The organism is Bradyrhizobium sp. B117 (assembly GCF_038969555.1).
Lineage (GTDB): Bacteria > Pseudomonadota > Alphaproteobacteria > Rhizobiales > Xanthobacteraceae > Bradyrhizobium.
Genome location: NZ_CP152414.1, coordinates 7,318,648 through 7,341,472 on the forward strand (window position 1 = coordinate 7,318,648; position 22,825 = coordinate 7,341,472).

Here is a 22,825-nt window from a genome sequence, read left to right on the forward strand (position 1 = left end):
GAACTAATTCTTTAACGAGCGTTTACCCGGCGGGCTCTAGGATTTCGGGCGTTTCACACCGCCCGAGGCCAAGCGCATGTTCAAAGAGGAATCGCCGATCGCCTATGACGCGCCGGCCGAACTGAAGAAGTGGCCGTCGCTGAAGGGTGAGCGACAGAAGGACAGAGGGCCGCCCTATCTCGTCTACAACGGCACGCTCGCCGAATGCGTCCGCGAGCTGATGGGCAAGCCCATCAAGGGCATCTCGCTCTACGATATCATGACGAGGCCGCAGGCGGCGTTCGACCAGACCGTGCTGTCGCCCGGCGATGCCGCCGAGATCGCGATGCGCAAGGACTTTCCCAAGATGTAGCCGCCGCTCTACCGGTTGCACGTACGCATTTGTTGGTGGTTCCCGGTTCTGCGGCGGGAACACCCGTACTAACACCGACCCACGCTGTGGAATCGCAGCTTCGCCGCAATTACGGTTAATGAAGTCCTCGTCGCCGGCGCACGCCGGATGTTCCCCACAGTTCGAGGACTCTTACCGAGATGCGATTTCTCGTCGCGGCTTGCGCTGCGTTCCTGATCGTGATGTGCGACGTCGGCTCGACGACGTCCCGGCAAGCGGAAAACACCGACAACGCCCTTCTCAAAACCGATCGCGGGCCCTCGCTGGTTCCCCTCGTCGAGATCTTCCTCTCCAGCGTGCAGGCCATTGAGCTGGCGAATGCGCGCGCTGCCTATGAGGAGACGATCGAGCCGGCGCGCACGGTTGAAACCGTCGCTCCCGCCCCGCTTTCGCCGACTGAAAAATTCTGCCACGCGCTACGCGAGGCCGCGGAAGCCAGCGGCATTCCGGTGCCGTTCTTCGCGCGCCTGATCTGGCAGGAGAGCCGCTTCAAGTCCAACGAGGTCAGCCAGGCCGGCGCACAGGGCGTTGCGCAATTCATGCCGGAGACGGCCGCCGAGGTCGGCCTCGACGATCCCTTCGATCCGATGAAGGCGCTGCCCGCATCGGCGAAATTCCTGGGCAGGCTGCGCGACGATTTCGGCAATCTCGGTCTTGCCGCGGCCGCCTATAACGCCGGCCCCGGCCGCATCCAGAAATGGCTCGCCAGGGAGAGCGAGCTGCCGCGCGAGACTCGCGATTATGTCCGCATCATCACCGGCACCAAGGCCGAAGACTGGACCGCACGGGCCGAAGCGCTCGCGATCCGGATCGACCTGCCGCGTGAAGCACCTTGCGAAGGCATCGGCAGTCTGTCCAAGATCAAGGACGTCGCCTGGGTTCCGGTGAACCTGACGCCCTCGGTCGCCACCATCATGCGCAAGGCCGAGCAACTGGCGGCGCGTTTGACCGCCAACCGTGCGCGCAAGCGGCTCGCCTCGGTGATTCGGAAGACCACCAAGGCACGCAGCATGATCGCGGCGCGTGCGGCCGGCAAGAGTGCCAAGGCCCGCGCCATCCGCCTTGCCGCACGCGAACGGTCTTCAAGCTGATGCGCGGACCGGAAGCCGTTCGTGGAAGCGGCGTTGGACGACGTTGAGAGGCTCGGTTTCAGCCGAGCCGTGAAGGCGAGATGAGGAACCAGCGATGCCAACGAGAAGCGCCGGGATCGTCGCTTATCGCGTGCGATCGGAGATCGAGGTTCTGCTGGTCCATCCCGGCGGCCCGTTCTGGCGCAACAAGGATCTCGGCGCGTGGTCGATCCCGAAGGGCGAATATGAAGACGGGCAAGATGCCGAGCAAGCTGCGCGGCGCGAATTCGCCGAGGAGCTCGGCGTCGAGGTGACCGAGCCCCTCATTGCGCTGGGCGAGGTGAAGCAGCGCGGCGGCAAGATCGTGACCGCCTTCGCCATCGAGCTCGATGTCGATACGCACAATATTCGCAGCAACACGTTCGAGATCGAATGGCCGCCGCGCAGCGGCAAGCGGCAGGCGTTTCCCGAGATCGACCGCGCCGCGTTCTTCACGCTCGAGGAAGCGGCCGGGAAGATAAATGAGGGCCAGCGTCCGCTGCTCGAGCGGCTGGCGCGACTGGTCGGCGGCGCGGGCTAGCTCGCCGCGGTGCGGTCCCTCACCCGGAGGTCTTACTCCGCCTTGATGTTCGCGGCCGCGACGACCTCGGCGAGATCCTTCGTCTCCTTCGCGATCTTGGCGGCATAGTCGGCCGGGCTCAGCACGCTGACGACGCCCTGCGTCTCCAGCCGCTCCTGCAACACCGGGTCCTTGGCGGCGGCGACGATCTCACGATGCAGCGTCTCCAGGATCGGCGCGGGCGTCGCCTTCGGCATGAAGAAGCCGACCCAGAACGAGATGTCGAAGCCGGGATAGCCGGCCTCCGCGACGGTCGGCACATCCGGCAGCGATGGCAGCCGCTCGGCCGAGGACACCGCGAGCGCGCGCAGCTTGCCGGCCTTCACCAGCGGCACCGCGGAGAGCGGATCGAACACGGCGAGCACCTCCTGCGCGAGGATGCCGACCTCGGACGCAGCCCCACCGCGATAGGGCACGTGGATCAGCTTGATGCCGGCCTTCTGGCTCAGCAGCTCCATGGCGAGATGGGCGAGGTTGCCGTTGCCGCCGGAGCCGTAGGCAAGCTCGCCCGGCTTGGCCTTTGCGGCTGCGACGAGATCAGCGACGGTCTTGATGTCAGCGGTCTTGGGATTCTCGGGATTGACCACCAGCACCAGCGGCGCCGAGACGACCGTGGTGAGCGGCGCGAAATCGCCGATCGGATCGTAGCGGGCATCCTTGAACAGCGTCTTGTTGAGCGTGATGGTGGAGGAGTTGCAGGCGAGGATGGTGTAGCCGTCCGCATCCGCACGCGCCACGCCCTCTGCGGCGATCATGCCGTTGGCACCCGCCCGGTTCTCGACCACGAAGGGCTGCCCGAGCTTGTTGCCGAGGCGGTCGGCGACGATGCGCGCGACGACATCGACCGGGCCGCCGGCGCTGAAGCCGACCATGATCTTGGCCGGATGCGCCGGATATTTTTGCGCGAGGACCTCTGTCGACGCGCACAGTGCGGCGACAAGCGCCAGCAGGCGAAGCGTTCGTTGCATTGGTCTCTCTCCCCACCTTCGCCGCCGCTTGTGTGTGATGCGGGTGCATTCGTGCACCATGATTAGCGGCCGCGCGCGATTGCGCAATCGCGGTTCCATGCCGGCATTCCGCCGCGCGGCAGGTCAGAGCCGATTGCAAACAAAAAATTTGAAAACAACCCCATGCACAGTAGCCGGCGCCTGCGAGAACAAGGACTTGCGCATCGCGCGAGAGGATTTGACACGTCGGGCAAAACACCGGCAGAATGGCACCATCGCAACAATCGGCAGCATCCATACCGGACCGGCCGCGGCCGTGCCGACGCAGTTGCGCGTAAGCCCTTCATCGACATCCCGAAATTCGCATCCGCGCGCAACGAGCGAACGGTCGCTCGCGCGCGCCTGCGTCAGCAAAGGACACAGCATATGACGACGGCTCCGACCCTCCAGGCCACGCCGCCGGTTGCGGCAAACGATCGCAGCGGCTCCATCGCGAACCCGCGCATCCGGCTCTACAAGAAACGCATCGCGATCAAGCATCCCGATCCGCAAGCCGGCGAAAGGCTACTGGCCGAGGCGCTCGGCGCCGTCGACCGCGACGCGCTGCACGGCATTCTCAAGCAGTTGGCGAAGGCGAGCGCGATTGGGCATAGACCCGACGAAGCCAATCTCGCCTTCATGATTTCGACGATCAAGCGCATCGCCCCCAGCGATTCCATCGAGTCCATGCTCGCGGCGCAGATGGTATGCGTCCACATGGCGGCGATGCGCTCCGCCTGTCGCCTCGCCTGCACCGACAATCTTGCGCAGCAGGAGAGCATCACGCGCGCATTGACTCGGCTGACACGCACCTTTGCAGCCCAGATAGAGGCGCTCGGCCGCCATCGCGGCAACGATGAGCGCGCCATCACGGTGCGGAATCTGTCGGTGCAGGACGGCGGCAAGGCGATCGTGGGCCATGTCACGCAGCACGCCAACGTGCTTGTTGCTGAGGCAGGCCCGAGCGAGGCGAGGCAAGAGGCGGGCCGATGACCGGCCGTCACGATCGGAACACCGGCCCGATGCTGACCAGTCCCCGCTGCGGCGCCAGAACCCGCGACGGCGATGCGTGCCGCGCACCGGCGTCGAGCGGCAAATCCCGCTGCCGTATGCACGGCGGCGGACGCAGATGCGGCGCGCCGAAGGGAAACCAGAATGCGCGGAAGCACGGAGGGTTCACGCGAGAAGCCGTGGCCGAGCGGGTACAGGTGCGACTGCTGCTCGACGAGGCGCAAGGACTGCTGCAGAAGTTGAAGTGACCCGCCGGTGAATCGAGCCGCCTCTCCCGGAATCGATGGATTTCGCTTCCGCCTTCGCTCTTTCCCACCAAGCTTTGACAATTTATACGTGCTTGTGAACTATCTCACACGCGCGCTGTTCCCGCTGTCGCTAGCTTGGTCCTGTCTCGGTGAAACAGGGGAGAGGTGTCGTGGGGGCATTGAACCTTTCGCAGGTGCTTTGGGAGGAGCGGCGGGCGCTTGCCGGCGCACCTCTGGAATTCCCGCCGAAAGACAAAGATCCGGCAACCGGCGGCTCGGCCAAGCTGGCACCCGCTCAGCCGGCGTCCGAGGCGCCGCCCACACCGGCGCCACCGCCCTCGGCGACATCGGCTCAAGCTTCGCAGCGCTCCTCCCTGTCCTCGCAGGGCCCATCGCTGCCGCCAACGGCTCCCGTCCCTGAGCAACTCCTTGAAGTCTACCGGGCGCTCAACGCCGACGATCGGTGGGCGCTCTGCCTGTCCGGTGGCGGAATCCGCAGCGCGTCGTTCGCGCTCGGCATCCTGCAGAGGATTGCAGCCCTCAAGGTCAGGTCGAAGCGTCCAGATGAGGAGCCGGGCTCGGCTCTCGCGCAGTTTGAGTATCTGTCGACCGTGTCGGGAGGCGGATATATCGGCAGCTGGCTGTCAGCCTGGCTCTATCAGGAGCGCCGGCGTGAGAAGGTGCGCGAAAAATCGTCTGCCGCGGCAGCCGCAGGTGCACACAAGACCAATCGGAGCTCCGCGCCGGACCCGGTCGGTTTGCTCAACCGGCGCGACAGCCGCGGTCGACTCGGAGATCACGAAGAGGCGGAGCCGATTTCGAACCTCCGGCGCAATTCGCACTTTCTCGCGCCGAGCTTCTCGTCGATCTCCCCTGACCTGTGGAGCGACGTTGCCAGCGTGCTGCGCAATCTGTTCCTGAACTGGGTCCTGCTCGTCCCGCCGATGATCCTCGCGGTGCTCATCACCAAGGCCCTCTACTTTGCCGTTATTGATGCCCAAAGCATCAAGGACGAGAGGATGTGGTTCCTGGGTTTGATGATCGTACCCACCTTGTGCTTCCTGGTCTCCCTGTCGTTCTCCTTTGCAAACCGCCCCGCCCGCGGCTGGATCAATGTCTCGCAATCCTGGTTTCTCGTGTGCGACCTCGCGCCATTCCTTGTCGGAGCCGCACTGCTGGTTTTCGTGCTGCAAAGCCCTTATGGCCTGGCGACGCTCACGGACGTGACCGACAAGCTCGGGTTCAAGCCCGGAGAGGCCGAGGGACTTCGATTCTACGTCAACGTCGTCATTCGCGGCGCCCTCCTTGGAGTCGTCTTCTATCTCGCCTCCTCGTTGCTGGCGCGCGTATGGAGGCGTGTCTTCGGCCATTCAGCGCGCTCGCCGCGCACGGGCACGGTCAGTCCCTGGCAGCGCTGGATCGATCTCGCCGCCTGGTGCGTCGCCGGCGGGGCTTTCGGGCTGCTGAGCGCCGCGGGACTGGCCTTGCTCTGGTATCTGAACCAGCATGGCTCCAACGCCACGACAGCAATCTTTGCCTGCGTCCTCGGCCTGCCCTGGTTCGTGATGGCGCGCATCGTCGCCGACGTCATCTACATCGCGTTTGCCGAATTTCTGTCCGAGGTGGACGTCGGGCTCGAATTCCAGGCGCGATCGAGCGGAATATTCACGTTGGCTTATATCGGCTGGCTGTTGTGGTTCGGGCTCGTGCTTGGCGCGCCCGCGGCTGCAAAATGGATCGAGAGCAGCGCCTTCGTTCCCTCGCTCGCCGCTGGCGGGGGTATCTCAGGCCTGCTTTCGGTCATCCTGGGCGCGAGTACGAAGACCAAGGCCGCCGCCGAGCAGGTATCAGGCTTTCGCCAGTACCTCGGACTCAACACGATCGCCGCGATCGCGGCTGCGCTTTTCGCGATCATCCTGGTCGCCCTGCTGTCCATTGGCTGGGATGCTGCTTTCAGATCCTTCGAGCCCGACGCGAGCAGCCATATGCCCTGGACAATCGTGCTCCTGGCCGGCTTCACGCTTTCGGTGCTGATCATCGCGGCCTCACTCGTCCTCAGCATCAACCGCTACTCTCTCCATAGCCTCTACCGGAACCGCCTGGTGCGCGCGTTTCTCGGCGCATCGCGCGACGAGAAAGACCGCGACAAGACCAAGAATGCCTTTACGGATTTCGACGGCCGCGACAGCCCGTATCTGCAAGACCTCTGGGAGCCTGGCGTCGTCCCGCGAGGGGCCCGTTGGAGGCCGTTCCACGTGATCAGCGCGGCGCTCAACCTCGTGTCGTCCAAGAACCTCGCCTGGCAAGAACGAATGGCAGCGCCCTTTACGTTCTCGCCACTCCATTGCGGCAGCGGCAGCGCGGCATTTTCGGACGGCGCTTATCGGACGACCTACGCTCGAGCCGAACAGGAGCGGCCTTACGGCGGAGCACCGCTCGGCCTTGCGCTCGGGACCGCAATGGCGATTTCGGGCGCTGCCGTAAGCCCGAGCATGGGTTACAACTCCTCGCCGGGTGTCGCCTTCCTGATGGCGCTCTTCAACGTGCGCCTCGGCTGGTGGCTGGCCAACCCGCGTGGCGACAATCCCGAATACGCGAACGTCAAGCCACCCTTTGCGCTGTGGCCGTTCTTCATGGAGATGTTCGGCCTGACCAGCGAAACCCGGCGCTGGGTCTATCTCACCGACGGCGGGCACTTTGAGAATCTCGGCCTCTACGAAATGGTTCGCCGGCGTTGCCGGGTTATCGTCGTTAGCGACGCCGGCTGCGATCCCGATTATTCCTTCGAGGATCTCGGCAATGCGCTGCGCAAGATCTGGATCGATCTCGGCGTGCGCATCGACTTGCACGGCCTCGACCTTCTCAAGAAGCGCTTCAAGGAACGTCCCACCCCTGCAGAGCAGGCGCCCTACTGGGCGATTGGCGATATTCGCTATCACGAGGCCGATGGCGGCAAATCACAAGACGGAGTGCTGTTGTATTTCAAGTCCGGCCTGCACGGCACGGAGCCCATGGGCGTCCTGAGCTATGCGATAGCCCACGCGACCTTTCCACACGAGACGACGCTGAACCAGTTCTTCTCGGAATCTCAATTCGAAAGCTACCGCACGCTCGGCTATGAGATCGCAGAACGCGCATTCGCCTCCGGCGGCGGTCTTTCGGCGACCGCGACGACCGGGGCGCCCCCCACTTTCCTTTCAATCGTCGAGAAGCTCAAAGGCGACATCAGAAAAGGCCAAGATGGGGAAGTCGCCGACCGCGTCATCCCGGCCCTGGCCTGATCGGCGTCACATCGCATTGCACGCGACGAACTGCGCCGGCCATGCACGGCCGGCGCCGCGATAGCTCGCTCCGCCTGTCCACTTCGAAGCTCCCACTTCCAAAGGCCGTCAATCCGACGCCGTCTTGGCCGAGATATCGTGGCTGGTGCGAGTTCCTTCGCCATTGTCCAGACGATAGAGCGCGGTCGCACCGCCGGCCAGGACACACACGATGACAAGGATGGCAATGACGTTCTTTGTGCTCACGGACGCCTCCTCCTGGTGACGCGATCAAGTGTCGCGATGACGTCAGTCAATCGAGCGTTCTCAGGCGGAGTTCCGTGAATTTTCGATGACGCCTGCGGCGGGATCGGTTGCCGGATCATCGGGATTCGAAATGTCCGTTGCCGCCGGAACTTCTCGCGGTGGCGCCACTTTGAATGGGCAACGGAAGCACGCCGATGAATGCCGAAACGGAACTCAAATTCCGCCTTGCGCCGCGAAAGCTGTCATCCGTCTTGCGCGCTGCCGCTTCAAACGGGCGACTCGGCGACCGCTCGGAGCAGGCGCTTGTGTCAACCTATTACGACACGAGCAATCAGAAGCTCAGGCGGCATGGCCTCACGCTCCGCGTCCGCAAGGTTGGCGATCGCTACGTGCAGACCGTGAAGGCGGGCGGCTCCGGAACCGTCACGCGCGGCGAATGGGAACATGAGGTCGCAGGCGCAAAGCCCGACTTCAAGAAGATCAAGAACACGCCTCTCGACGACCTCGCGTCCAAAAAACTTCCGCGCAAGCTGCGGCCGGTGTTTCAGACCGAGATCCATCGCACGACCGAAGCAAGGCGAGTGCGAAAAAGCCAGATCGAGCTCGCCGTCGACCGCGGCCACGTCGCTGCCGGGCGGCGCTCGCGGCCGGTTGCCGAGCTCGAGCTGGAATTGAAATCGGGGCAGGTCACTGATCTGTTCCGGCTGGCGCGCAATCTCGAACGCAAGACGGGCGCCGAGCTCGATCTGCGGTCGAAAGCCGAGCGAGGCTTTCAACTCGTCGCGGGACACGACGCGGGCGCGCAGCACGCCGAGCCGATCGCGCTGAAAGGCGAGCTCTCGCCGCGCGATGCCTTCGGCGTGATCGCACATTCGACGCTGCGCCAGATCACGGCGAACGCCGATCCGGTGCGCGACATGGATTCGGAAGGCGTCCACCAGATGCGTGTCGGCCTGCGGCGCTTGCGGGCCGCGATCTCGCTGTTCTCCGACATCCTGCCGCGCGCCAGCACGGAGCGGATCAAGGCCGAGCTCAAATGGCTCACGGGCGAGCTGGCGCCGGCGCGCGAGATCGACGTATTCCTCGAGGAAAGTATTCGGCCGATCGCCGACCAGGGCGTCCCGAAACGCGGCGCTCGCGCGATCGCCAAGAGATTTTCCGCGGAACGAAGCGCAGCCTTCGCACGCGCCCGCGAGGCGGTCGGCTCCGCCCGCTACCGCCGCCTGCTGATCGACGTGATCGAGTGGATCGAGACCGGACAGTCCCGCGCCGGCGACGACCGGTCGATTGCCACCTACGCCGCTGCATTGCTCGACCGGCGGATCAGGAAGGCGCGCAAGCAGGGCAAGCATCTGGACGATCTCGACCCGACGCAGCGCCACAAGCTGCGGATCAAGGTGAAGAAGATCCGCTATGCCGTCGACTTCTTTGGGAGCCTCTACAGCGATCGCGACCGCAAGCAGCTCGGAAGCCTCGCCAGCCGGCTGAAGCAGATTCAATCCGCGCTGGGATCGCTCAACGACTTCATGACGCATCGCGAGCTGGCGACCGAGGCGGCGCTGGCGGCGCCGCCGGCGAACCGGCGCGCCCAGGCGTTCGCATCGGGATTCATCGTCGGCCGGGAGCGCGAGGCGGCGAACGGCCTGATGAAGGACGCCGCAAAAGAGCTGCATCGACTGCACCGGCTGCGCGTCGCGCCGGGCAAGTGAACGGGGGAGAACCGGCATGTCATGGGTCGGCAGTTGGCGAAACCAGTTCGGCTCCATCCTGCGCATCATCAGCGATGCCGAGGGACGCATCGAGGGCACGTTCGAGACCGCGCTTGAAGACAGCGGTTTCTATGGGCAGACGGTGCAGGTCACCGGGTTTCATCGGGGCAATTGCATCGGCTTTGTCGCCGTCGGCTCGTCCGCGACAGGGGACCGCGTCGTCTCGTACACGGGCTTGTTGCGCCACGGGAAGATGGAGACCGCCTGGTTCGTGGTCGCCGACCAGGCGCTGAGCGCCGCCAGCGAAGGCGATCCCGCAAAACTCAAGCCGCTGAACTGGTGGCGCGCCGTGACAACCAATGTCGACACGTTCGAGCGCACCTAGCGCCCGGCCTTCGTCTGCTCCCATCAATGCCATTGCCGACAACCTCGGCAAGCAGCATCTGCCCCTGTATCTGATCTTCCGCGCCGCGATCTAGCCAAGGCAATCCGGAATGAGGGGGCTGCCCTCGCCCGCCATTGGCACCCTCCCCCCGATCGTGTAACCCGGCCAAAACCCTTGCCGGGACGGGACGCTATGAGTGCGGTTGCCACGGATGAAGCGGGACATGGCACCCGCGCGCTGATCTTTGCGCTGCTTGCGCTCGCCTGCGGGCACATGCTCTCGACCTTGCTGCGCACCATCCCCGCCGTCAGCCTCGATCTGATGGCGGCGGATTTCCGCATCGAACCGCAGGCGCTGGCGAGCCTCACCTCGGTCTATCCCTTCGCCTTTGCCGCCGCGCAGATTCCGGTCGGCGCGGCGATGGACCGGTTCGGCGTGCGGCCGGTGTCGCTGAGCCTGCTCGCGGGAACCGTGGTCGGCGCCATCGCGTCGGGCTTTGCGACGGGACCTTCGAGCTTTGCCTTCGGGCAGGTGCTGCTCGGCGTCGCGACCTCGGGCATGCTGATGTGCCCGATGACGCTCGCCGCGAAGCAATTGTCGGCGGCGCGGTTCGGGCTGTGGTCGGGCGCGATCCTCTCGATCGGCAATATCGGCATGCTGCTGTCGTCGAGCCCGCTTGCCTTCGTGGTCGACACTTACGGCTGGCGCGCCGGGTTCTGGATCTCGGCAGCTGGCGGCCTGCTGGTGGCGCTCGCGGTGTTCCTGCTGGTGCCGAGCCAGCCGGCCGAGCACAAGGACGATTCCTCGCCGCTGTCGCAGATGACCGAGGTGCTCAGGCTCGGCTTCTCGCGGCAGCTGCGCGGCCTGATCGCGCTGGCGCTGGTGTCGCTGGCGACCTCGCTGGTGCTGCGCGGCCTGTGGGGCGGGCCGTGGCTGATGGAGGTCAAGGGACTGACCCGGGTCGAGGCGGGCAACCAGCTCGGCGCGTTCACGCTGGCGATGATCGCGGGACCGCTGTGCATCGGCGTGATCGACCGCAGGCTCGGCCGCCGCCGCGCGCTGGTGGCCGGCTCGCATCTGGCCGGCGCGCTGCTGCTGGCGCTGATGGCGCTCGGGGCACCGCATTATCCGGTCTCCGCGCTGCTGGGCCTGCCGGTGATGCCGCCGCAATACGACCTCGTGCTGTTCGTGCTCATCGGGCTTGCGACCTCGGCGCAGCCGCTGGTGTTCGGCATGTCCAGGCAGCTGGTCGACGCGCAAACCGCAGGCAAGGCGCTCGCGGCCGTGAACCTCGCCTTCTTCCTCGGCGCGGCGCTGATGCAGTCGATCACCGGCGCGGTCGCGGCGGTCGCGGGCTTGCCGGCGGTGCTGCTGTTCATGGCTGCGGCGCTGTTCCTGGGGGTGCTGATCTTTTTGACTTACACCTCGCCGCATTCGTAGGATGGGTAGAGCGCAGCGAAACCCATCATCTTGAGGCGATGGGTTTCGCTTCGCTCTACCCATCCTACGAGTCAAGGAATTCAGCTCATGCCCGTCGACACCAAGGCCGCCACCGACCGTCTCATGCGCTTCCTCGCCGTCGAGGGCGTCACAGGACAGGAGGCGGCGATCGGGCGTGAGCTCACGGCCGCATTGAAGCAGGCCGGCGTGCCGGCCAAGGCGATCCGGCTCGACGATGCCAACACGCGCATTCCGGTGCCGACCGAGACCGGCAATCTCATCGTCGACCTGCCCGGCCGCGGCGCGCTGCACAACCAGCCGCGCATCATGTTCATGACCCATATGGACACCGTGCCGCTCTGCGCCGGTGCCAAGCCCAAGAAATCCGGCCGCAAGATCGTCAACGAAGCCAAGACCGCGCTCGGCGGCGACAATCGCTGCGGCTGCGGCGTGCTGGTGACGCTTGCGGCGGAGCTCGCCAAGCAGAAGCTCGACCATCCGCCGATCACCCTGCTGTTCTGCGTGCGCGAGGAGAGCGGGCTCTATGGCGCGCGCCACGTCAAGCTGGAGGAGCTCGGCAAGCCGGTGATGGCGTTCAACTATGACGGCGGCGCGGCCTCCAATGTCGTGATCGGCGCGGTCGGCGCCGATCGCTGGACCGTCGAAATTCTTGGTCGCGCCTCGCATGCCGGCGTCGCGCCGGAGCGCGGCATCTCCTCGACCATGATCATGGCGCTGGCGCTTGCCGAGGTGAAGGCCGGTGGCTGGTTCGGCAAGGTGGTGAAGGGCAAGCGTCAAGGCACCAGCAATGTCGGCCCCGTCACCGGCGGCGAAGGCCGCCCCGCGGGCGATGCCACCAACGTCGTCACCGACTACGTCCATGTGCGCGGCGAAAGCCGCAGCCACGACGGAAAGTTCTTCAAGGAGATCACCAAGGCCTACAAGGCCGCGTTCGAGAAGGCGGCCAAGAAGGTCACGAACGCGCAAGGCAAGTCCGGCAAGGTCAAGTTCAAGGCGGAGACCGATTATTATCCGTTCCGCATGAAGGAGAGCCTGCCCGTGGTGAAACGCGCCATTGAGGCGGTGGCCGCGGTCGGCGGCACGCCGAATGTCCGCGCCGCCAATGGCGGCCTGGATGCCAACTGGATGGTGCGCCATGGCGTTCCCACCGTGACTTTCGGTGCCGGGCAGAACGAAGCGCACACCATCGACGAGTGGATCAATCTCGACGAATACGACCGCGCCTGCGCGCTGGCTGTGCAGCTCGCGACGATGCGGTGATTGGCGTGGTTCGGTTCGCGCTCGCAGGATTTGCGCTGCTGGCGCTTGCGGGCGCGGCTGGTGCGGAAGGGGACAACGGCGCCTTGCTGGTTGATCTCTTCGCAAAGATCTGCGCGCCCAAGCCGGCGAGGCCAAGCCAGGTCGAGCGTATCGCAGCGGACCTGGGTTTTGTCAGCGACGGCGGCCCGATCACGGCCGAGATGGAGCGTGGGCCAAAAATCGACCTTCTCTACTCGGCCAAGCTGATCAGGCGGGGCGAGAGGCTCGGCAGCATGACAGCCTATTTCGCAGGACCTGACGATGGTCCGAGCGTGACCTGCACGGTGTCGGCCGTCGGCGTCTCGGCCGATGCGCTGCCCGGGCTGATCGAGACATCTTTGAAGGCCCGTGAGCGGACCGACAAGCCGTCCAACAACGACAATCATCGTCTGGCGAGCTGGCGTGTCGGTGCCGGCAGCGGCGACACGCTCGAGATGTCGGTGTGGCGAACCTCGCCGCAGCGGGCCTCGATCAGCATCAATTATTACGCCACCAAGCGGTAAGCGGGATCGCCCGCGCCTTGTTGCGCGTTGCAGTGCGTAGGATGGGTAGAGCGTAGCCAAACCCATCGCCCTACGTTGAAGATGATGGGTTTCGCTGCGCTCTACCCATCCTACGACAAGAAAAAACCGGGAGGCTACATGCCACGCATCGCAAATCTCGAATCCGCTCTCTACCGGATCCCCCTGCCCGTCACGCTCTCCGACTCAACCCATGGCGAGATCGCGGCGTTCGAGCTGATCACCTGCCGAGTGCGCGATGCCGATGGCGCCGAGGGCGTCGGCTACACCTACACCGTGGGGCGCAATGGCGGCGCGGTCGCCGATATTCTCAAGCGCGAGATTCCGCCGCTGGTCGAAGGGCGCGAGGCGGACGACACGGAAGCCGTCTGGCATCATGTCTGGTGGGGCCTGCATTATGGCGGGCGCGGCGGGCCGGCGGTGCTGGCGCTGTCCGCGCTCGACATCGCGCTGTGGGACCTGAAGGCGCGGCGCGCAAGGCTGCCGCTGTACCAATTGCTCGGCGGCTTCGATGCGCGCGTGCCGTGCTATGCCGGCGGCATCGACCTCGACCTCTCGGTCGAGGCGCTCTTGAAGCAGACCGACGGCAATCTCGCGAAAGGCTTTCGCGCCATCAAGATGAAGGTCGGCCGGCCTGATCTGAAATCCGACGTCGCGCGCGTTTCCGCGATGCGACAGCATCTCGGCGACGGCTTTCCGCTGATGGCGGATGCCAACATGAAGTGGACGGTCGAGGAAGCGATCCGCGCCGCGCGCGCCTTCGTTCCCTACGATCTCACCTGGCTGGAAGAGCCTGTTATCCCCGACGACGTCGCGGGCCACGCCCGCATCCTGCAGGCCGGCGGGGTGCCGATCGCGGCGGGGGAGAATCTGCGCTCGCTGTGGGAGTTCAAGAACTACATCGTCGCGGGCGCGGTGTCCTATCCCGAGCCCGACGTCACCAATTGCGGCGGCGTCTCGAGCTTCATGAAGATCGCGCGGCTGGCGGAAGCCTTCAACCTGCCCGTCACCAGCCACGGCGCGCACGACATCACCGTGCACCTGCTCGCGGCCTGCCCGAACCGGTCGTATCTGGAGGCGCACGGCTTCGGGCTGGACAAATATATCGAGCACCCGCTGGTGCTTGAGGACGGCAAGGCGCTGGCGCCGGACCGCGCCGGCCATGGCATCAGCTTTGACTGGACAGGGTTGGCGAAATTGGCGGCGTAGGGCTGATCGCCGCTGCGAGCGAGGTGCGCCCCTCTCCCGCTTGCGGGAGAGGGTTGGGGAGAGGGTGTCTCCGCAGTGAGATCCCCAATGACGATCGAGCCCTCTCCCGGCCTCTCCCGCAAGCGGGAGAGGTGAAGCGGAGCGCGCGGCGCGGTTGGTCTACCCAGCAGGCACGGAGTTCATTGCTGCACGCGAGGCATTCCAAGGGGCTTGATGTGGGACGCCAATAATCGGCTATGGTGGCAACAGCCGACACCATCCGAAAGTCTCCCGCCTTGACCCCCGATCTGCACAAGAAACTGACCGAATGGCGCCAGCATCTGCACGCGCATCCCGAGCTGTCGCTCCAGGAGAAGGCCACCGCCGCCTTCGTGCAGGAGAAGCTGACCGAGCTCGGCATTCCCTTCAAAGCCGGCATCGGCGGCCACGGCGTCGTCGCGACCTTGAGGCGCGGGTCTGCGGAGGGCCGCGTCGGCCTGCGCGCCGACATGGATGCGCTGCCGATCACCGAGGATACCGGGCTTGCCTACGCCTCGACCACGCCGGGCGTGATGCATGCCTGCGGCCACGACGGGCACACCGCCTCCCTGCTCGGCGCCGCCGCGCTGCTCGCCGCCGACACCAACTGGAGCGGCACGGTCGATTTCATCTTCCAGCCGGCCGAGGAAGGCTATGGCGGCTCGCGTGCGATGGTCGCGGCCGGGCTGTTCGAGCGCTTTCCGATGGACCGGGTCTTCGGCTTCCACAACTGGCCGGGCTTGGAGGCCGGCACCATCGCGGTCCATGACGGGGTCGTCATGGCCTCCGGCGGGCGCATCACCATCACCATCGACGGCCATGCCGGCCACGCCGGCATGCCGCATCTGACGCGCGATCCAGTGATGGCGGCGGGCCATCTCATCGTGGCGCTGCAGACGATCGTGTCGCGCAGCGTCGATCCGCTCGACACTGCCGTGCTCTCGCTCTGCACCATCGAAGGCGGCACCGCGCCGAACCAGATCGCAGGCCGCGTCACCATCCGCGGCACGCTGCGCTACCACCGCGACGGCGTCAAGGACACCATCCTCGACGGTATCGAGCGCACTTGCGCCGGGATTGCGACGAGCTTCGGCGTCAAGGTGACGCCCGAGATCGTCATGGGCGTTGGCGTCGTGATCAACACGCCGGCGGAGGCGGACCTTGCCCGCATCGCCGCCGACAAGGCGCAGGCGCCCGTGCGCCGCGACCTCGCGCCCAGCATGGCGGGCGAGGACTTCGCCTTCTACCTGCAGAAACGGCCCGGCGCGTTCGTCTGGATCGGTAACGGCGAGTTGCGCGACGGCGCCGAGTTGCACGGCCCGCGCTACGATTTCAACGACGCGATCCTGCCGGTGGCATCGACCTGGATGGCCGAGGTCGCCAAGACGGCGCTGGCGTCGAACTAGCTGATCTCGTGCGGCAGCTTCCACTCCGGCCGGGGCTCGCAGACCTCGGCCTGCTCCACACGCGCGACGTGATATCCCTCGGGCAGAAGCCGGCCGCCTTCCTCGTCCGCGACCGGCACGTCGGTCACCAATCCCTCGATCAGGGCGGCTTCCCATACCTCCTTCTCGGAAGGAAAGGGATCGCCGATCTGCTTGTTGCCTTCGAACAGCGCATACATCAGTTCCGGCCCTCCCGTTGACCAAGCTCACGAGAAACGTATCGATAGCACGGACGTTCCTTCCGGCAGGCGCGGCTTCCGCCATGGAGCGAGCCGCGTCCGGCGATGGCAAGGGATGTCACGTGAATGGCGCGCGTTCTGATCGGAACCTCCGGCTGGCACTACGCCTCCTGGCGCGGTCCGTTCTTTCCTGAAGGCGTGAAGCTGAAGGATCAGCTTCGCTACTATGCCGGGCAATTCGAGACGACGGAGCTGAACGGCGTGTTCTACCGCACGCCGACGCCCGAAGCCGTCGAGGCCTGGCGCGCGCAGACCGGGCGCGATTTCGTGTTCGCCTGGAAGGCGTCCAAATTCATCACGCACTGGAAGCGCCTGTCCGATCGCTCGGTGAACAGCCTCGAGCTGCTGGAGGACCGCATCTCGCGGCTCGGCGGCAAGGTCGGGCCGATCCTGTTCCAGCTGCCGCCGCAATTCGAGGCGAATGCCGACCGGCTTGCGTCCTTCTTCAAGCTGCTGTCCAGGAAGCGGCGCTACAGCTTCGAATTCCGCCATCCGAGCTGGTACCAACCGCGCATCCTGCGGATGCTCGCTGACGAAAACATCTCGCTGTGTCTGTCCGACCATCATGATGCGCCGGCGCCGTGGAGGCGCACGGCGGATTTCGTCTATGTGCGCGGACACGGGCCGGGCGGGCGCTATCACGGGCACTACAGCAAGGCCGCGCTGGCGCAATGGGCCCGCCGCATCAAGTCGTGGAAGCGGCAGGACTGCGACGTCTACGTCTATTTCGACAACGACCAGAAGAGCGCGGCGCCCGCCGATGCCAAGGCGTTGAAACAATTGCTAGGGTAAGCCCGTGGCTCCCCCGGCTCCGTTGCGCTAGGATCAAGGCTGGTTCGAGCCAGCGAGATCCGGATGAACCGGCGCGAATTCGTCTCAAGGTTGACGGCCGCAGCCGCGTTTGCGGGCGTGGCGCCTTTGGCTGAAGCCGCGGAAGGCCGGCGGGTCGCGCTTGTCATCGGCAACGGAGCGTACAGGAACGTGCCCGCGCTGCCCAATCCGCCGAACGACGCGAGCGACATCGCCGCGGCGCTGAAGCGACTTGGCTTCGCTGTCTCCCTCGCCACAAACGCCAGTTTCGATGCCATGCGCCGCGGCCTGATCGCGTTGGGACGCGACGCCGCCGGCGCCGACATGGCGGCGGTTTATTTCGCCGGCCATGGCATGGAGATCAATGGCGAGAACTGGCTGATCCCTGTTGACGCAGAGCTGAAGCGGGATACGGACGCGGCGAACGAAGCCGTCAACCTGCAAAGCGTGATGTTGCAGGTGTCGAGCACCACGAGCCTTGGTCTCGTCATCCTCGACGCCTGCCGCAACAATCCGTTTGCCGCCAAGATGAGTAGATCGATCGCCACGCGTGCGGCCACCACGAGCGGGCTCGGCCGCATCGAGCCCGTCGGTAACGTTCTCGTCGCCTATGCCGCACGCGACGGTACCACGGCGCTCGACGGCGATGCGCGCAACAGCCCGTTTGCCGCGGCACTCCTGCGCAACATCGAGGTGCCCGGCGTCGAGGTGACATTCATGTTCCGCAACGTCCGCGACGACGTCATGGAGGCGACCCGCAACGAGCAGCAGCCGTTCGTCTACGGCTCGCTGTCGCGCAAGGCGATCTACCTCGCCGGCCGGCCGCCCGCCGGCGCCGAAGGCGCGGCGCCGCCGAGCCCACTTCCGGCCGCCGTCTCCCCTGCTCCACCACCCACGCCGGCATCGCCAACGATCGACCCCGCGCTGGTCGGCACCTGGGAGATCATGGTGCCGAGCGGCCGCGGGCAGTCGCGCTGGATCTGGCAGATCATGGGCGACGGCACCTACAAATTCCACGCCGAGCCGCAGCGCTCGGCGCGTTCGCATGAAGGCACGATCACCGCCGCGAACGGCCGCTGGACCCTGCACGCAAGCAGGGGCCTGTCAGGCTACAGTGACGGCGGCGCCTACGAGATCCGCGATGCGCTGGCGGTGATCACGGGCAAGCTCGGCACCGGCGCCTGGAAGCGCAGCGCCGACTAAAGCGCGATGAGATTAGGATGACGCGCCACAGCAGGGGGTCCTCGTTTGCGGAGACACCCTCTCCCCAACCCTCTCCCGCAAGCGGGAGAGGGAGCGTATCTCCCATGGTGCTTCAGACACGGCTGGACCGATCAGGCGGCAACGTCCTGCTGCCAGCCGCCGTGGAGCTCGCTGATCAGCTTCTCCTCCCGCTCGATCCGGCGCCGGTAGAGCTCGCGCTCCGTCTCGGTTTTCGCGCCGGCCAACAGCAGGCGATAATGCCCTATGACCTTCTCGCTGCCCCGGATCAGCAGGGTTCGGACGTCCGTCATGGCGCGCCCCCCGCGTTCTCAGACACGGTGGCGCCCTTCGGCCAGGTGAGTTCGACAGGGAACGTGTTGGAGGCGAGCGCCGCGAGGGCCGTCTGTTCCTCCGAGAGGCGCCGTTCGATGAACTGACGCTCGAGGTCCGACAGCCGCGTCTTCAGCAGGCGTCGATAGCGGGAGATGTTGTTTCGGTGCGCGCGAATGCGGGGCAGATCTTCATCGAGCATCATCGTCGGCTCCTGACGGTCTTTCACGATCCTTTTCGGTTGTCGGGTGCTGCAAGAGCAGCCTTCCGGCGGGAAAAATATTCGCGCTTCTTACGCTGTCAAGATGCTCCCTTGCCGCTTCCTGCTCGCCGGAACGACCGGCCGGCCGCGCCTTCAAAAAAAATTTTCGTCACCCTCTTGCAACGACTTCACTCCGCTCTAAGTCGTTTTTCGCCGCGAGAGCGGTGTGCCGGATGCCCGATCGGGTCCGGCGCGGGCGCCGGGCCGGGGTCTTCGGACCCGTTCCGATTCCCTGTCTTGCGCTCCTTCGTATCCATCTTGCTCTTTGGAGGACTTGGTTATGAGGACCACCTTTGACTTCGCGCCCCTGTGGCGCTCCACCATCGGCTTCGACCATCTGGCCGACCTCGTCGACAGCACGCTTCGCCAGGCGGGCGAGGACAACTATCCCCCCTACAACATCGAGCGCTCCGGCGAAGACCAATACCGGATCACGCTTGCCGTGGCGGGCTTCGGCGTCAACGACATCACCGTGACCGCCGAGCAGAACGCGCTCGCGATAGAGGGCAGAAAGCCCGACGGCGCCTCGCGCGAATATCTCTATCAGGGTATTGCGGCGCGCCCCTTCCGCCGTGTCTTCAACCTCGCCGACTACGTCCAGGTCAAGCAGGCCGCCTTCCAGGACGGACTGTTGATCATCGATCTGCTGCGCGAGATTCCGGAGGCCATGAAGCCGCGGCGCATCCCGATCGCAGGCGCCCTGTCACCGCAGATCGAGAAGAAGGCGGCCTAGACGCGCCGAGCGCGTTCGCGCCTTGCCAGCAACCGCATCGGCGGATTGCGACCTCATCGCCATCCGCCGACTGGACAACCATTCCCTTCGAAAGGAGTGTAGAGGGAGACGACCGATGACTAATGCCAATACGACTGCCGGCGGTCTCGACCCGCTGTTTCATCCTGCCGCACATTATTCATCTCCGGACGCCGTTCTCGACGACCGCAAGCTCTCAACACCGGAGAAGCGGATCATATTGTCGTCCTGGGCCTCGGACATGTACGCCGTCGAATCCCAACCTGCACTGCGCGAGCTTCCCGGCATGGATCATCCGGTCCGGCTTGCGGACATTCTCGCCGCACTGCGCAAGCTCGATGACGACGACGACCCGCCGCCCGGTGGCGGCGTCCCGATGCGGCTGCGGCGGCCCTGGAAGCGGACTTGGGCCGCCGCGACAGAGCCTTATCCGTGATCGTTCAGCAAGATCCGTGATTGGTTTCGGCTAGATGATCCCGCCCTGCCGGAGCGCTGCGATCGCAGCCTTGTCATAGCCGAGCTCGGCCAAAACGAGATCGGTATGCTCGCCGAGCGTCGGCGGACGGCTCGCGATTGCGCCTGGTGTTTCCGACAGGCGGACCGCGGCGCGGGCGACCGGGGCCTGTTTCGGCAGACCCGGATAATCGACGTCCTGCAGGAAGCCCGCGGCGCGGATGTGCGGATGATCCAGCGCCTGTTGCGGGCTCAGCACCGGCCCGGTCGGGATCATCGCCTCACCCAACGCGTCGACCGCCTCCTGCGTGGTGCGCATCGCGCACCAGCGCGCCATCCGCTCGCTGATGACAGGCCCGTTATTGCCGCGGCTGATGTCGTCGGCAAAGCGCGGATCGTTCAGCCAAAGCTCCTCCTCGCCCATTAGCCTCGCCCAGCGCTTGAACAGCGGCTGGCCGGTGACCTGGCACAGCACCCAGCCGTCCTCGGTGCGGTAGATGTCGGCGGGCGCGGCGGTCTGGCCGAGATTGCCTGATGGCACGCGGTTGACGTTGATGACGGCCTGCTCGATCAGCGTGGCATTGGTGAAGGACAAGGCGGTTGCGAGCAGCGCCCCCTCGACGATTTGCCCGCGTCCGGACTTGCCGCGCTCGATCAGCGCGGCGAGCGTGCCAAAGGCGCAATGCAATGCGGTGCCGAAATCGACCCAGTTCACCGCGGCGCGATAAGGCGGATCGCCCGCGCCAGTCATATAGACCGAGCCCGACATGACCTGCCCGACACCGTCGAAGCCGACCCGATCGGACCACGGCCCCGGCCCGCCGAACGCGGTCGCCGTGGTCAGGATGATGTCGGGCTTGATCGCCTTGAGCGAATCGTAATCGAGCTTCATCGCGCGCAGCGTCTGCGGCGGCAGATTGGCGACGACGACGTCCGCGGTCGCAATCAGCCGGCGCATCACCTCCTGCCCTTCAGCCTTCATCGGATCGAGCGTGATGCACTTCTTGTTGCGGTTGACCTGGAGGAACAGCGCGCCCTCGCCGTTTTCGCCGACCGGCGCGACGAAGCGATCCTCGCTGCCGTCGCGCTTCTCCACGCGGATGACCTCGGCGCCGAATTCGGCCAGCAAGGTCGCGCAGTAGGGCCCTGCGATATAGCGCCCGAAATCGAGGACGCGCACGCCCGCCAAAACTCCTCCCATCGATCCCTTCCCTTATCTTTATGTTCTCGCAGCTTACAGGGACTGGCTGCCACGGCAAGGCGGCGACGGGCATGCTGCCTTACGCCGAAGATGTGATCGGCGACCCGTTTCGGCTGGCGGAAATTCTGCTCTAGAATGAGCTGCCCGTCCCCCGAAGCGAGAAGCGCCCGGCCATGCCGCAACAATTCGACCGATCCGCAGAAGATCTCGGCAACGCGATCCATTTCGAGCACGTCAACATCCAGGTCCCCGACCAGCGCCTCGCCACGCTGTTCTACGTCACCGGGCTCGGGCTCACCCGCGATCCCTATCTGATGGTGTCCGACACCAACATGTGGATCAATGCCGGACGCAGCCAGTTTCATCTGCCAAGCGGCAAGGCGCAGGTCCTGCGCGGCCATACCGGGCTGGTGATCGAGGGCCGCGAGGCGCTGCTGACGCGCCTGGCATCGGTTGCGAAGAAGCTCGAAGGCACCGCGTTCGCGTTCACCGAGCGCAATGATCACATCGAGGCGATCTGTCCGTGGGGCAATCGAATGCGCTGCTACGAGCCGGATGCGGCGCGCTTCGGCCGCATCGCGCTCGGCATTCCCTATGTCGAGTTCGACGTGCCCGTGGGCACCGCGAAGGCGATCTGCGCCTTCTACCCCGAGATCATGGGCATGCCCGCCAGCTTGCGGAACGGCGACGGCACTGTTGCCGCCGTGCAGACCGGCCGTGACCAGCATCTGCTGTTTCGCGAGACCGACCGGCCGCAGGGCGGCTATGACGGCCACCATGTGCAGATGTACATCACCGACTTCTCCGGCCCCTACCGCAAGCTGCTGGCGCGCGACCTGATTTCGCGCGAGGACAACCAGTACCAGTACCGGTTCTGCGACATCGTCGACCTCGACAACGGCAAGCACCTGTTCACGGTCGAGCACGAGGTGCGCTCGGCGACCCACCCGATGTTCATGCGCCCGATGGTCAACCGCAACCCGGCGGTGAACAACCGCAATTATGCCTACGGACACGATCAGACGTCATGGGCGATGGGACTGGATCAATACGAGGGGTAGAGGGCGTGCCGGCTGGCCTCGATGATTTCGAGACGCATTTGGAAAAAGCACGACGCTCGCGGGCCGTGCTCTTTGAACGATCGAAAGAGCTGCTATCTTGTCGCAGCGCAAATGCAGCATAGGCTCGTGGCCGCCGTGCCGGACAGCCACAGCCCGGAGACATCGCGATGAAGAAGTGCGTCTATTGGGCCGCGGCGGCGGTCTGTCTCGCCGCCTCCAGCTCCGGAGCTGAGGCTCGCTCGGCTTATGACGGCGCCTGGGATCTCGTCTTCGTAACCCAGCGCGGTGAATGCGATGCGAGCTACAGTTTCTCCGTCAACATCACCGACGGGATCGTGACGCATCCGAACCTGGTCCGGTTCAGGGGCTACGTCGCAAGATCCGGGGCGGTTCGCGCCTCGGTCGCCGTTCAGGACAAATTTGCCTCAGGCAGCGGCCGGCTTTCGGGTAACGCCGGCCAGGGACGGTGGAGCGGTTATTCCGGGACCGCGCGTTGCTCCGGATATTGGACCGCACGGCGAAATTGATCGTCGGCCCTGCCGAGAGGATTCGAGGCAGCGCAACGCGGCGGACGAGACTTTACAAGCACGACATGGAAAGCCGCTATCCCGGTCGA

At 65.4% G+C, this 22,825-nt stretch carries 25 protein-coding genes; 19 read left to right on the plus strand and 6 right to left on the minus strand.

Going from position 1 to position 22,825, the window contains the following annotated elements:
* The first annotated feature begins 76 nt into the window (after positions 1-76).
* The 3 genes from AAFG16_RS35365 (at position 77) to AAFG16_RS35375 (ending at position 2,041) form a co-directional block, all read left to right on the plus strand.
* On the plus strand, positions 77-352 hold the full coding sequence (locus AAFG16_RS35365) for a hypothetical protein (RefSeq protein ID WP_342732772.1): 276 nt from the start codon (positions 77-79) through the stop codon (positions 350-352).
* Positions 353-531: 179 nt separating this feature from the next.
* Positions 532-1,482: a lytic transglycosylase domain-containing protein gene (locus AAFG16_RS35370; protein ID WP_342732774.1), complete on the plus strand. Its 951-nt coding sequence runs from the start codon at positions 532-534 to the stop codon at positions 1,480-1,482.
* A gap of 94 nt (positions 1,483-1,576) precedes the next feature.
* A complete protein-coding gene (locus tag AAFG16_RS35375) occupies positions 1,577-2,041 on the plus strand; it encodes an NUDIX domain-containing protein (RefSeq protein ID WP_342732776.1) in 465 nt (154 codons plus the stop codon).
* A 32-nt stretch (positions 2,042-2,073) separates the two neighbouring features.
* Here AAFG16_RS35375 and AAFG16_RS35380 read toward each other — a convergent pair whose 3' ends face one another.
* Positions 2,074-3,048, minus strand: coding sequence for a tripartite tricarboxylate transporter substrate binding protein (locus AAFG16_RS35380; RefSeq protein WP_342732778.1), 975 nt, complete (start codon positions 3,046-3,048; stop codon positions 2,074-2,076).
* A 405-nt stretch (positions 3,049-3,453) separates the two neighbouring features.
* Between AAFG16_RS35380 and AAFG16_RS35385 the strand changes: the two genes are divergently transcribed.
* From AAFG16_RS35385 to AAFG16_RS35395, 3 genes are all read left to right on the plus strand, one after another.
* Positions 3,454-4,059, plus strand: a complete 606-nt coding sequence (locus AAFG16_RS35385; RefSeq protein WP_342732780.1) for a hypothetical protein — start codon at positions 3,454-3,456, stop codon at positions 4,057-4,059.
* Positions 4,056-4,325 (plus strand): HGGxSTG domain-containing protein, encoded by a 270-nt coding sequence (locus tag AAFG16_RS35390; RefSeq protein ID WP_342732782.1) that lies wholly within the window; start codon positions 4,056-4,058, stop codon positions 4,323-4,325. The genes AAFG16_RS35385 and AAFG16_RS35390 overlap by 4 nt, the downstream gene beginning before the upstream one ends.
* Positions 4,326-4,495: 170 nt before the next feature.
* Positions 4,496-7,606, plus strand: coding sequence for a hypothetical protein (locus tag AAFG16_RS35395; protein ID WP_342732784.1), 3,111 nt, complete (start codon positions 4,496-4,498; stop codon positions 7,604-7,606).
* A 108-nt stretch (positions 7,607-7,714) separates the two neighbouring features.
* On the opposite strand, the gene AAFG16_RS35400 is transcribed toward AAFG16_RS35395, so the two are convergent.
* On the minus strand, positions 7,715-7,852 hold the full coding sequence (locus tag AAFG16_RS35400; RefSeq protein ID WP_342732786.1) for a hypothetical protein: 138 nt from the start codon (positions 7,850-7,852) through the stop codon (positions 7,715-7,717).
* A gap of 194 nt (positions 7,853-8,046) precedes the next feature.
* Here AAFG16_RS35400 and AAFG16_RS35405 point away from each other — a divergent pair, with 194 nt between their 5' ends.
* The 7 genes from AAFG16_RS35405 to AAFG16_RS35435 all read left to right on the plus strand — a co-directional run bounded on the left by AAFG16_RS35405 (position 8,047) and on the right by AAFG16_RS35435 (position 15,860).
* Positions 8,047-9,561, plus strand: a complete 1,515-nt coding sequence (locus AAFG16_RS35405; protein WP_342732788.1) for a CHAD domain-containing protein — start codon at positions 8,047-8,049, stop codon at positions 9,559-9,561.
* 16 nt (positions 9,562-9,577) lie between these two features.
* Positions 9,578-9,946 carry an avidin/streptavidin family protein gene (locus tag AAFG16_RS35410; RefSeq protein ID WP_342732790.1) on the plus strand — a complete coding sequence of 123 codons (369 nt, stop codon included), beginning with the start codon at positions 9,578-9,580 and terminating at the stop codon, positions 9,944-9,946.
* 192 nt (positions 9,947-10,138) lie between these two features.
* Positions 10,139-11,386 (plus strand): MFS transporter, encoded by a 1,248-nt coding sequence (locus AAFG16_RS35415; RefSeq protein ID WP_342732792.1) that lies wholly within the window; start codon positions 10,139-10,141, stop codon positions 11,384-11,386.
* A gap of 87 nt (positions 11,387-11,473) precedes the next feature.
* Entirely contained in the window at positions 11,474-12,667 is a 1,194-nt protein-coding gene (locus AAFG16_RS35420) for a M20/M25/M40 family metallo-hydrolase (RefSeq protein ID WP_342732794.1), read from the plus strand.
* A 5-nt stretch (positions 12,668-12,672) separates the two neighbouring features.
* The gene (locus AAFG16_RS35425) at positions 12,673-13,209 is read left to right on the plus strand and encodes a hypothetical protein (protein WP_342732796.1); all 537 of its coding nucleotides are present in this window, start codon (positions 12,673-12,675) and stop codon (positions 13,207-13,209) included.
* A gap of 138 nt (positions 13,210-13,347) precedes the next feature.
* Entirely contained in the window at positions 13,348-14,436 is a 1,089-nt protein-coding gene (locus AAFG16_RS35430; RefSeq protein ID WP_342732798.1) for a mandelate racemase/muconate lactonizing enzyme family protein, read from the plus strand.
* 275 nt (positions 14,437-14,711) lie between these two features.
* A complete protein-coding gene (locus tag AAFG16_RS35435; protein ID WP_342732800.1) occupies positions 14,712-15,860 on the plus strand; it encodes an amidohydrolase in 1,149 nt (382 codons plus the stop codon).
* Here the strand turns inward: AAFG16_RS35435 and AAFG16_RS35440 are convergent.
* Positions 15,857-16,078 carry a hypothetical protein gene (locus AAFG16_RS35440; RefSeq protein ID WP_342732802.1) on the minus strand — a complete coding sequence of 74 codons (222 nt, stop codon included), beginning with the start codon at positions 16,076-16,078 and terminating at the stop codon, positions 15,857-15,859. The two genes, AAFG16_RS35435 and AAFG16_RS35440, sit on opposite strands and share 4 nt — an antisense overlap.
* A 126-nt stretch (positions 16,079-16,204) precedes the next feature.
* On the opposite strand from AAFG16_RS35440, the gene AAFG16_RS35445 reads away from it, so the two are divergent.
* Complete coding sequence (locus tag AAFG16_RS35445) at positions 16,205-16,930, plus strand: DUF72 domain-containing protein (RefSeq protein WP_342732804.1); 726 nt, start codon at positions 16,205-16,207, stop codon at positions 16,928-16,930.
* A gap of 63 nt (positions 16,931-16,993) precedes the next feature.
* Positions 16,994-18,151, plus strand: a complete 1,158-nt coding sequence (locus AAFG16_RS35450; protein WP_342732806.1) for a caspase family protein — start codon at positions 16,994-16,996, stop codon at positions 18,149-18,151.
* A 131-nt stretch (positions 18,152-18,282) separates the two neighbouring features.
* Here the strand turns inward: AAFG16_RS35450 and AAFG16_RS35455 are convergent, their stop codons facing one another.
* Together AAFG16_RS35455 and AAFG16_RS35460 are read right to left on the minus strand one after the other, a co-directional pair.
* Entirely contained in the window at positions 18,283-18,462 is a 180-nt protein-coding gene (locus AAFG16_RS35455; RefSeq protein WP_342732808.1) for a hypothetical protein, read from the minus strand.
* Entirely contained in the window at positions 18,459-18,683 is a 225-nt protein-coding gene (locus AAFG16_RS35460) for a hypothetical protein (protein WP_342741019.1), read from the minus strand. The genes AAFG16_RS35455 and AAFG16_RS35460 overlap by 4 nt, the downstream gene beginning before the upstream one ends.
* Positions 18,684-19,023: 340 nt before the next feature.
* Between AAFG16_RS35460 and AAFG16_RS35465 the strand changes: the two genes are divergently transcribed.
* Both AAFG16_RS35465 and AAFG16_RS35470 read left to right on the plus strand, forming a co-directional pair.
* Complete coding sequence (locus tag AAFG16_RS35465; protein WP_283081076.1) at positions 19,024-19,476, plus strand: Hsp20 family protein; 453 nt, start codon at positions 19,024-19,026, stop codon at positions 19,474-19,476.
* 115 nt (positions 19,477-19,591) lie between these two features.
* A complete protein-coding gene (locus tag AAFG16_RS35470) occupies positions 19,592-19,930 on the plus strand; it encodes a hypothetical protein (RefSeq protein WP_283081077.1) in 339 nt (112 codons plus the stop codon).
* Between the two features lie 30 nt (positions 19,931-19,960).
* Here the strand turns inward: AAFG16_RS35470 and AAFG16_RS35475 are convergent, their stop codons facing one another.
* Positions 19,961-21,148 carry a CoA transferase gene (locus tag AAFG16_RS35475; RefSeq protein ID WP_342732811.1) on the minus strand — a complete coding sequence of 396 codons (1,188 nt, stop codon included), beginning with the start codon at positions 21,146-21,148 and terminating at the stop codon, positions 19,961-19,963.
* 173 nt (positions 21,149-21,321) lie between these two features.
* On the opposite strand from AAFG16_RS35475, the gene AAFG16_RS35480 reads away from it, so the two are divergent.
* Together AAFG16_RS35480 and AAFG16_RS35485 are read left to right on the plus strand one after the other, a co-directional pair.
* On the plus strand, positions 21,322-22,209 hold the full coding sequence (locus tag AAFG16_RS35480) for a hypothetical protein (protein WP_342732813.1): 888 nt from the start codon (positions 21,322-21,324) through the stop codon (positions 22,207-22,209).
* 167 nt (positions 22,210-22,376) lie between these two features.
* A complete protein-coding gene (locus tag AAFG16_RS35485) occupies positions 22,377-22,736 on the plus strand; it encodes a hypothetical protein (RefSeq protein WP_283081080.1) in 360 nt (119 codons plus the stop codon).
* The last annotated feature ends 89 nt before the right edge of the window (positions 22,737-22,825 follow it).

Bases quoted from the DNA above. Each gene is read 5' to 3' on its own strand.
- AAFG16_RS35380 (WP_342732778.1), bottom strand. From the start codon at position 3,048: ATGCAACGAACGCTTCGCCTGCTGGCGCTTGTCGCCGCACTGTGCGCG.
- AAFG16_RS35370 (WP_342732774.1), top strand. From the start codon at position 532: ATGCGATTTCTCGTCGCGGCTTGCGCTGCGTTCCTGATCGTGATGTGC.
- AAFG16_RS35445 (WP_342732804.1), top strand. From the start codon at position 16,205: ATGGCGCGCGTTCTGATCGGAACCTCCGGCTGGCACTACGCCTCCTGG.
- AAFG16_RS35485 (WP_283081080.1), top strand. From the start codon at position 22,377: ATGAAGAAGTGCGTCTATTGGGCCGCGGCGGCGGTCTGTCTCGCCGCC.
- AAFG16_RS35415 (WP_342732792.1), top strand. From the start codon at position 10,139: ATGAGTGCGGTTGCCACGGATGAAGCGGGACATGGCACCCGCGCGCTG.
- AAFG16_RS35410 (WP_342732790.1), top strand. From the start codon at position 9,578: ATGTCATGGGTCGGCAGTTGGCGAAACCAGTTCGGCTCCATCCTGCGC.
- AAFG16_RS35460 (WP_342741019.1), bottom strand. From the start codon at position 18,683: ATGCTCGATGAAGATCTGCCCCGCATTCGCGCGCACCGAAACAACATC.
- AAFG16_RS35440 (WP_342732802.1), bottom strand. From the start codon at position 16,078: ATGTATGCGCTGTTCGAAGGCAACAAGCAGATCGGCGATCCCTTTCCT.
- AAFG16_RS35455 (WP_342732808.1), bottom strand. From the start codon at position 18,462: ATGACGGACGTCCGAACCCTGCTGATCCGGGGCAGCGAGAAGGTCATA.
- AAFG16_RS35470 (WP_283081077.1), top strand. From the start codon at position 19,592: ATGACTAATGCCAATACGACTGCCGGCGGTCTCGACCCGCTGTTTCAT.
- AAFG16_RS35420 (WP_342732794.1), top strand. From the start codon at position 11,474: ATGCCCGTCGACACCAAGGCCGCCACCGACCGTCTCATGCGCTTCCTC.
- AAFG16_RS35480 (WP_342732813.1), top strand. From the start codon at position 21,322: ATGCCGCAACAATTCGACCGATCCGCAGAAGATCTCGGCAACGCGATC.
- AAFG16_RS35465 (WP_283081076.1), top strand. From the start codon at position 19,024: ATGAGGACCACCTTTGACTTCGCGCCCCTGTGGCGCTCCACCATCGGC.
- AAFG16_RS35475 (WP_342732811.1), bottom strand. From the start codon at position 21,148: ATGGGAGGAGTTTTGGCGGGCGTGCGCGTCCTCGATTTCGGGCGCTAT.
- AAFG16_RS35385 (WP_342732780.1), top strand. From the start codon at position 3,454: ATGACGACGGCTCCGACCCTCCAGGCCACGCCGCCGGTTGCGGCAAAC.
- AAFG16_RS35450 (WP_342732806.1), top strand. From the start codon at position 16,994: ATGAACCGGCGCGAATTCGTCTCAAGGTTGACGGCCGCAGCCGCGTTT.
- AAFG16_RS35390 (WP_342732782.1), top strand. From the start codon at position 4,056: ATGACCGGCCGTCACGATCGGAACACCGGCCCGATGCTGACCAGTCCC.
- AAFG16_RS35430 (WP_342732798.1), top strand. From the start codon at position 13,348: ATGCCACGCATCGCAAATCTCGAATCCGCTCTCTACCGGATCCCCCTG.
- AAFG16_RS35365 (WP_342732772.1), top strand. From the start codon at position 77: ATGTTCAAAGAGGAATCGCCGATCGCCTATGACGCGCCGGCCGAACTG.
- AAFG16_RS35375 (WP_342732776.1), top strand. From the start codon at position 1,577: ATGCCAACGAGAAGCGCCGGGATCGTCGCTTATCGCGTGCGATCGGAG.
- AAFG16_RS35405 (WP_342732788.1), top strand. From the start codon at position 8,047: ATGAATGCCGAAACGGAACTCAAATTCCGCCTTGCGCCGCGAAAGCTG.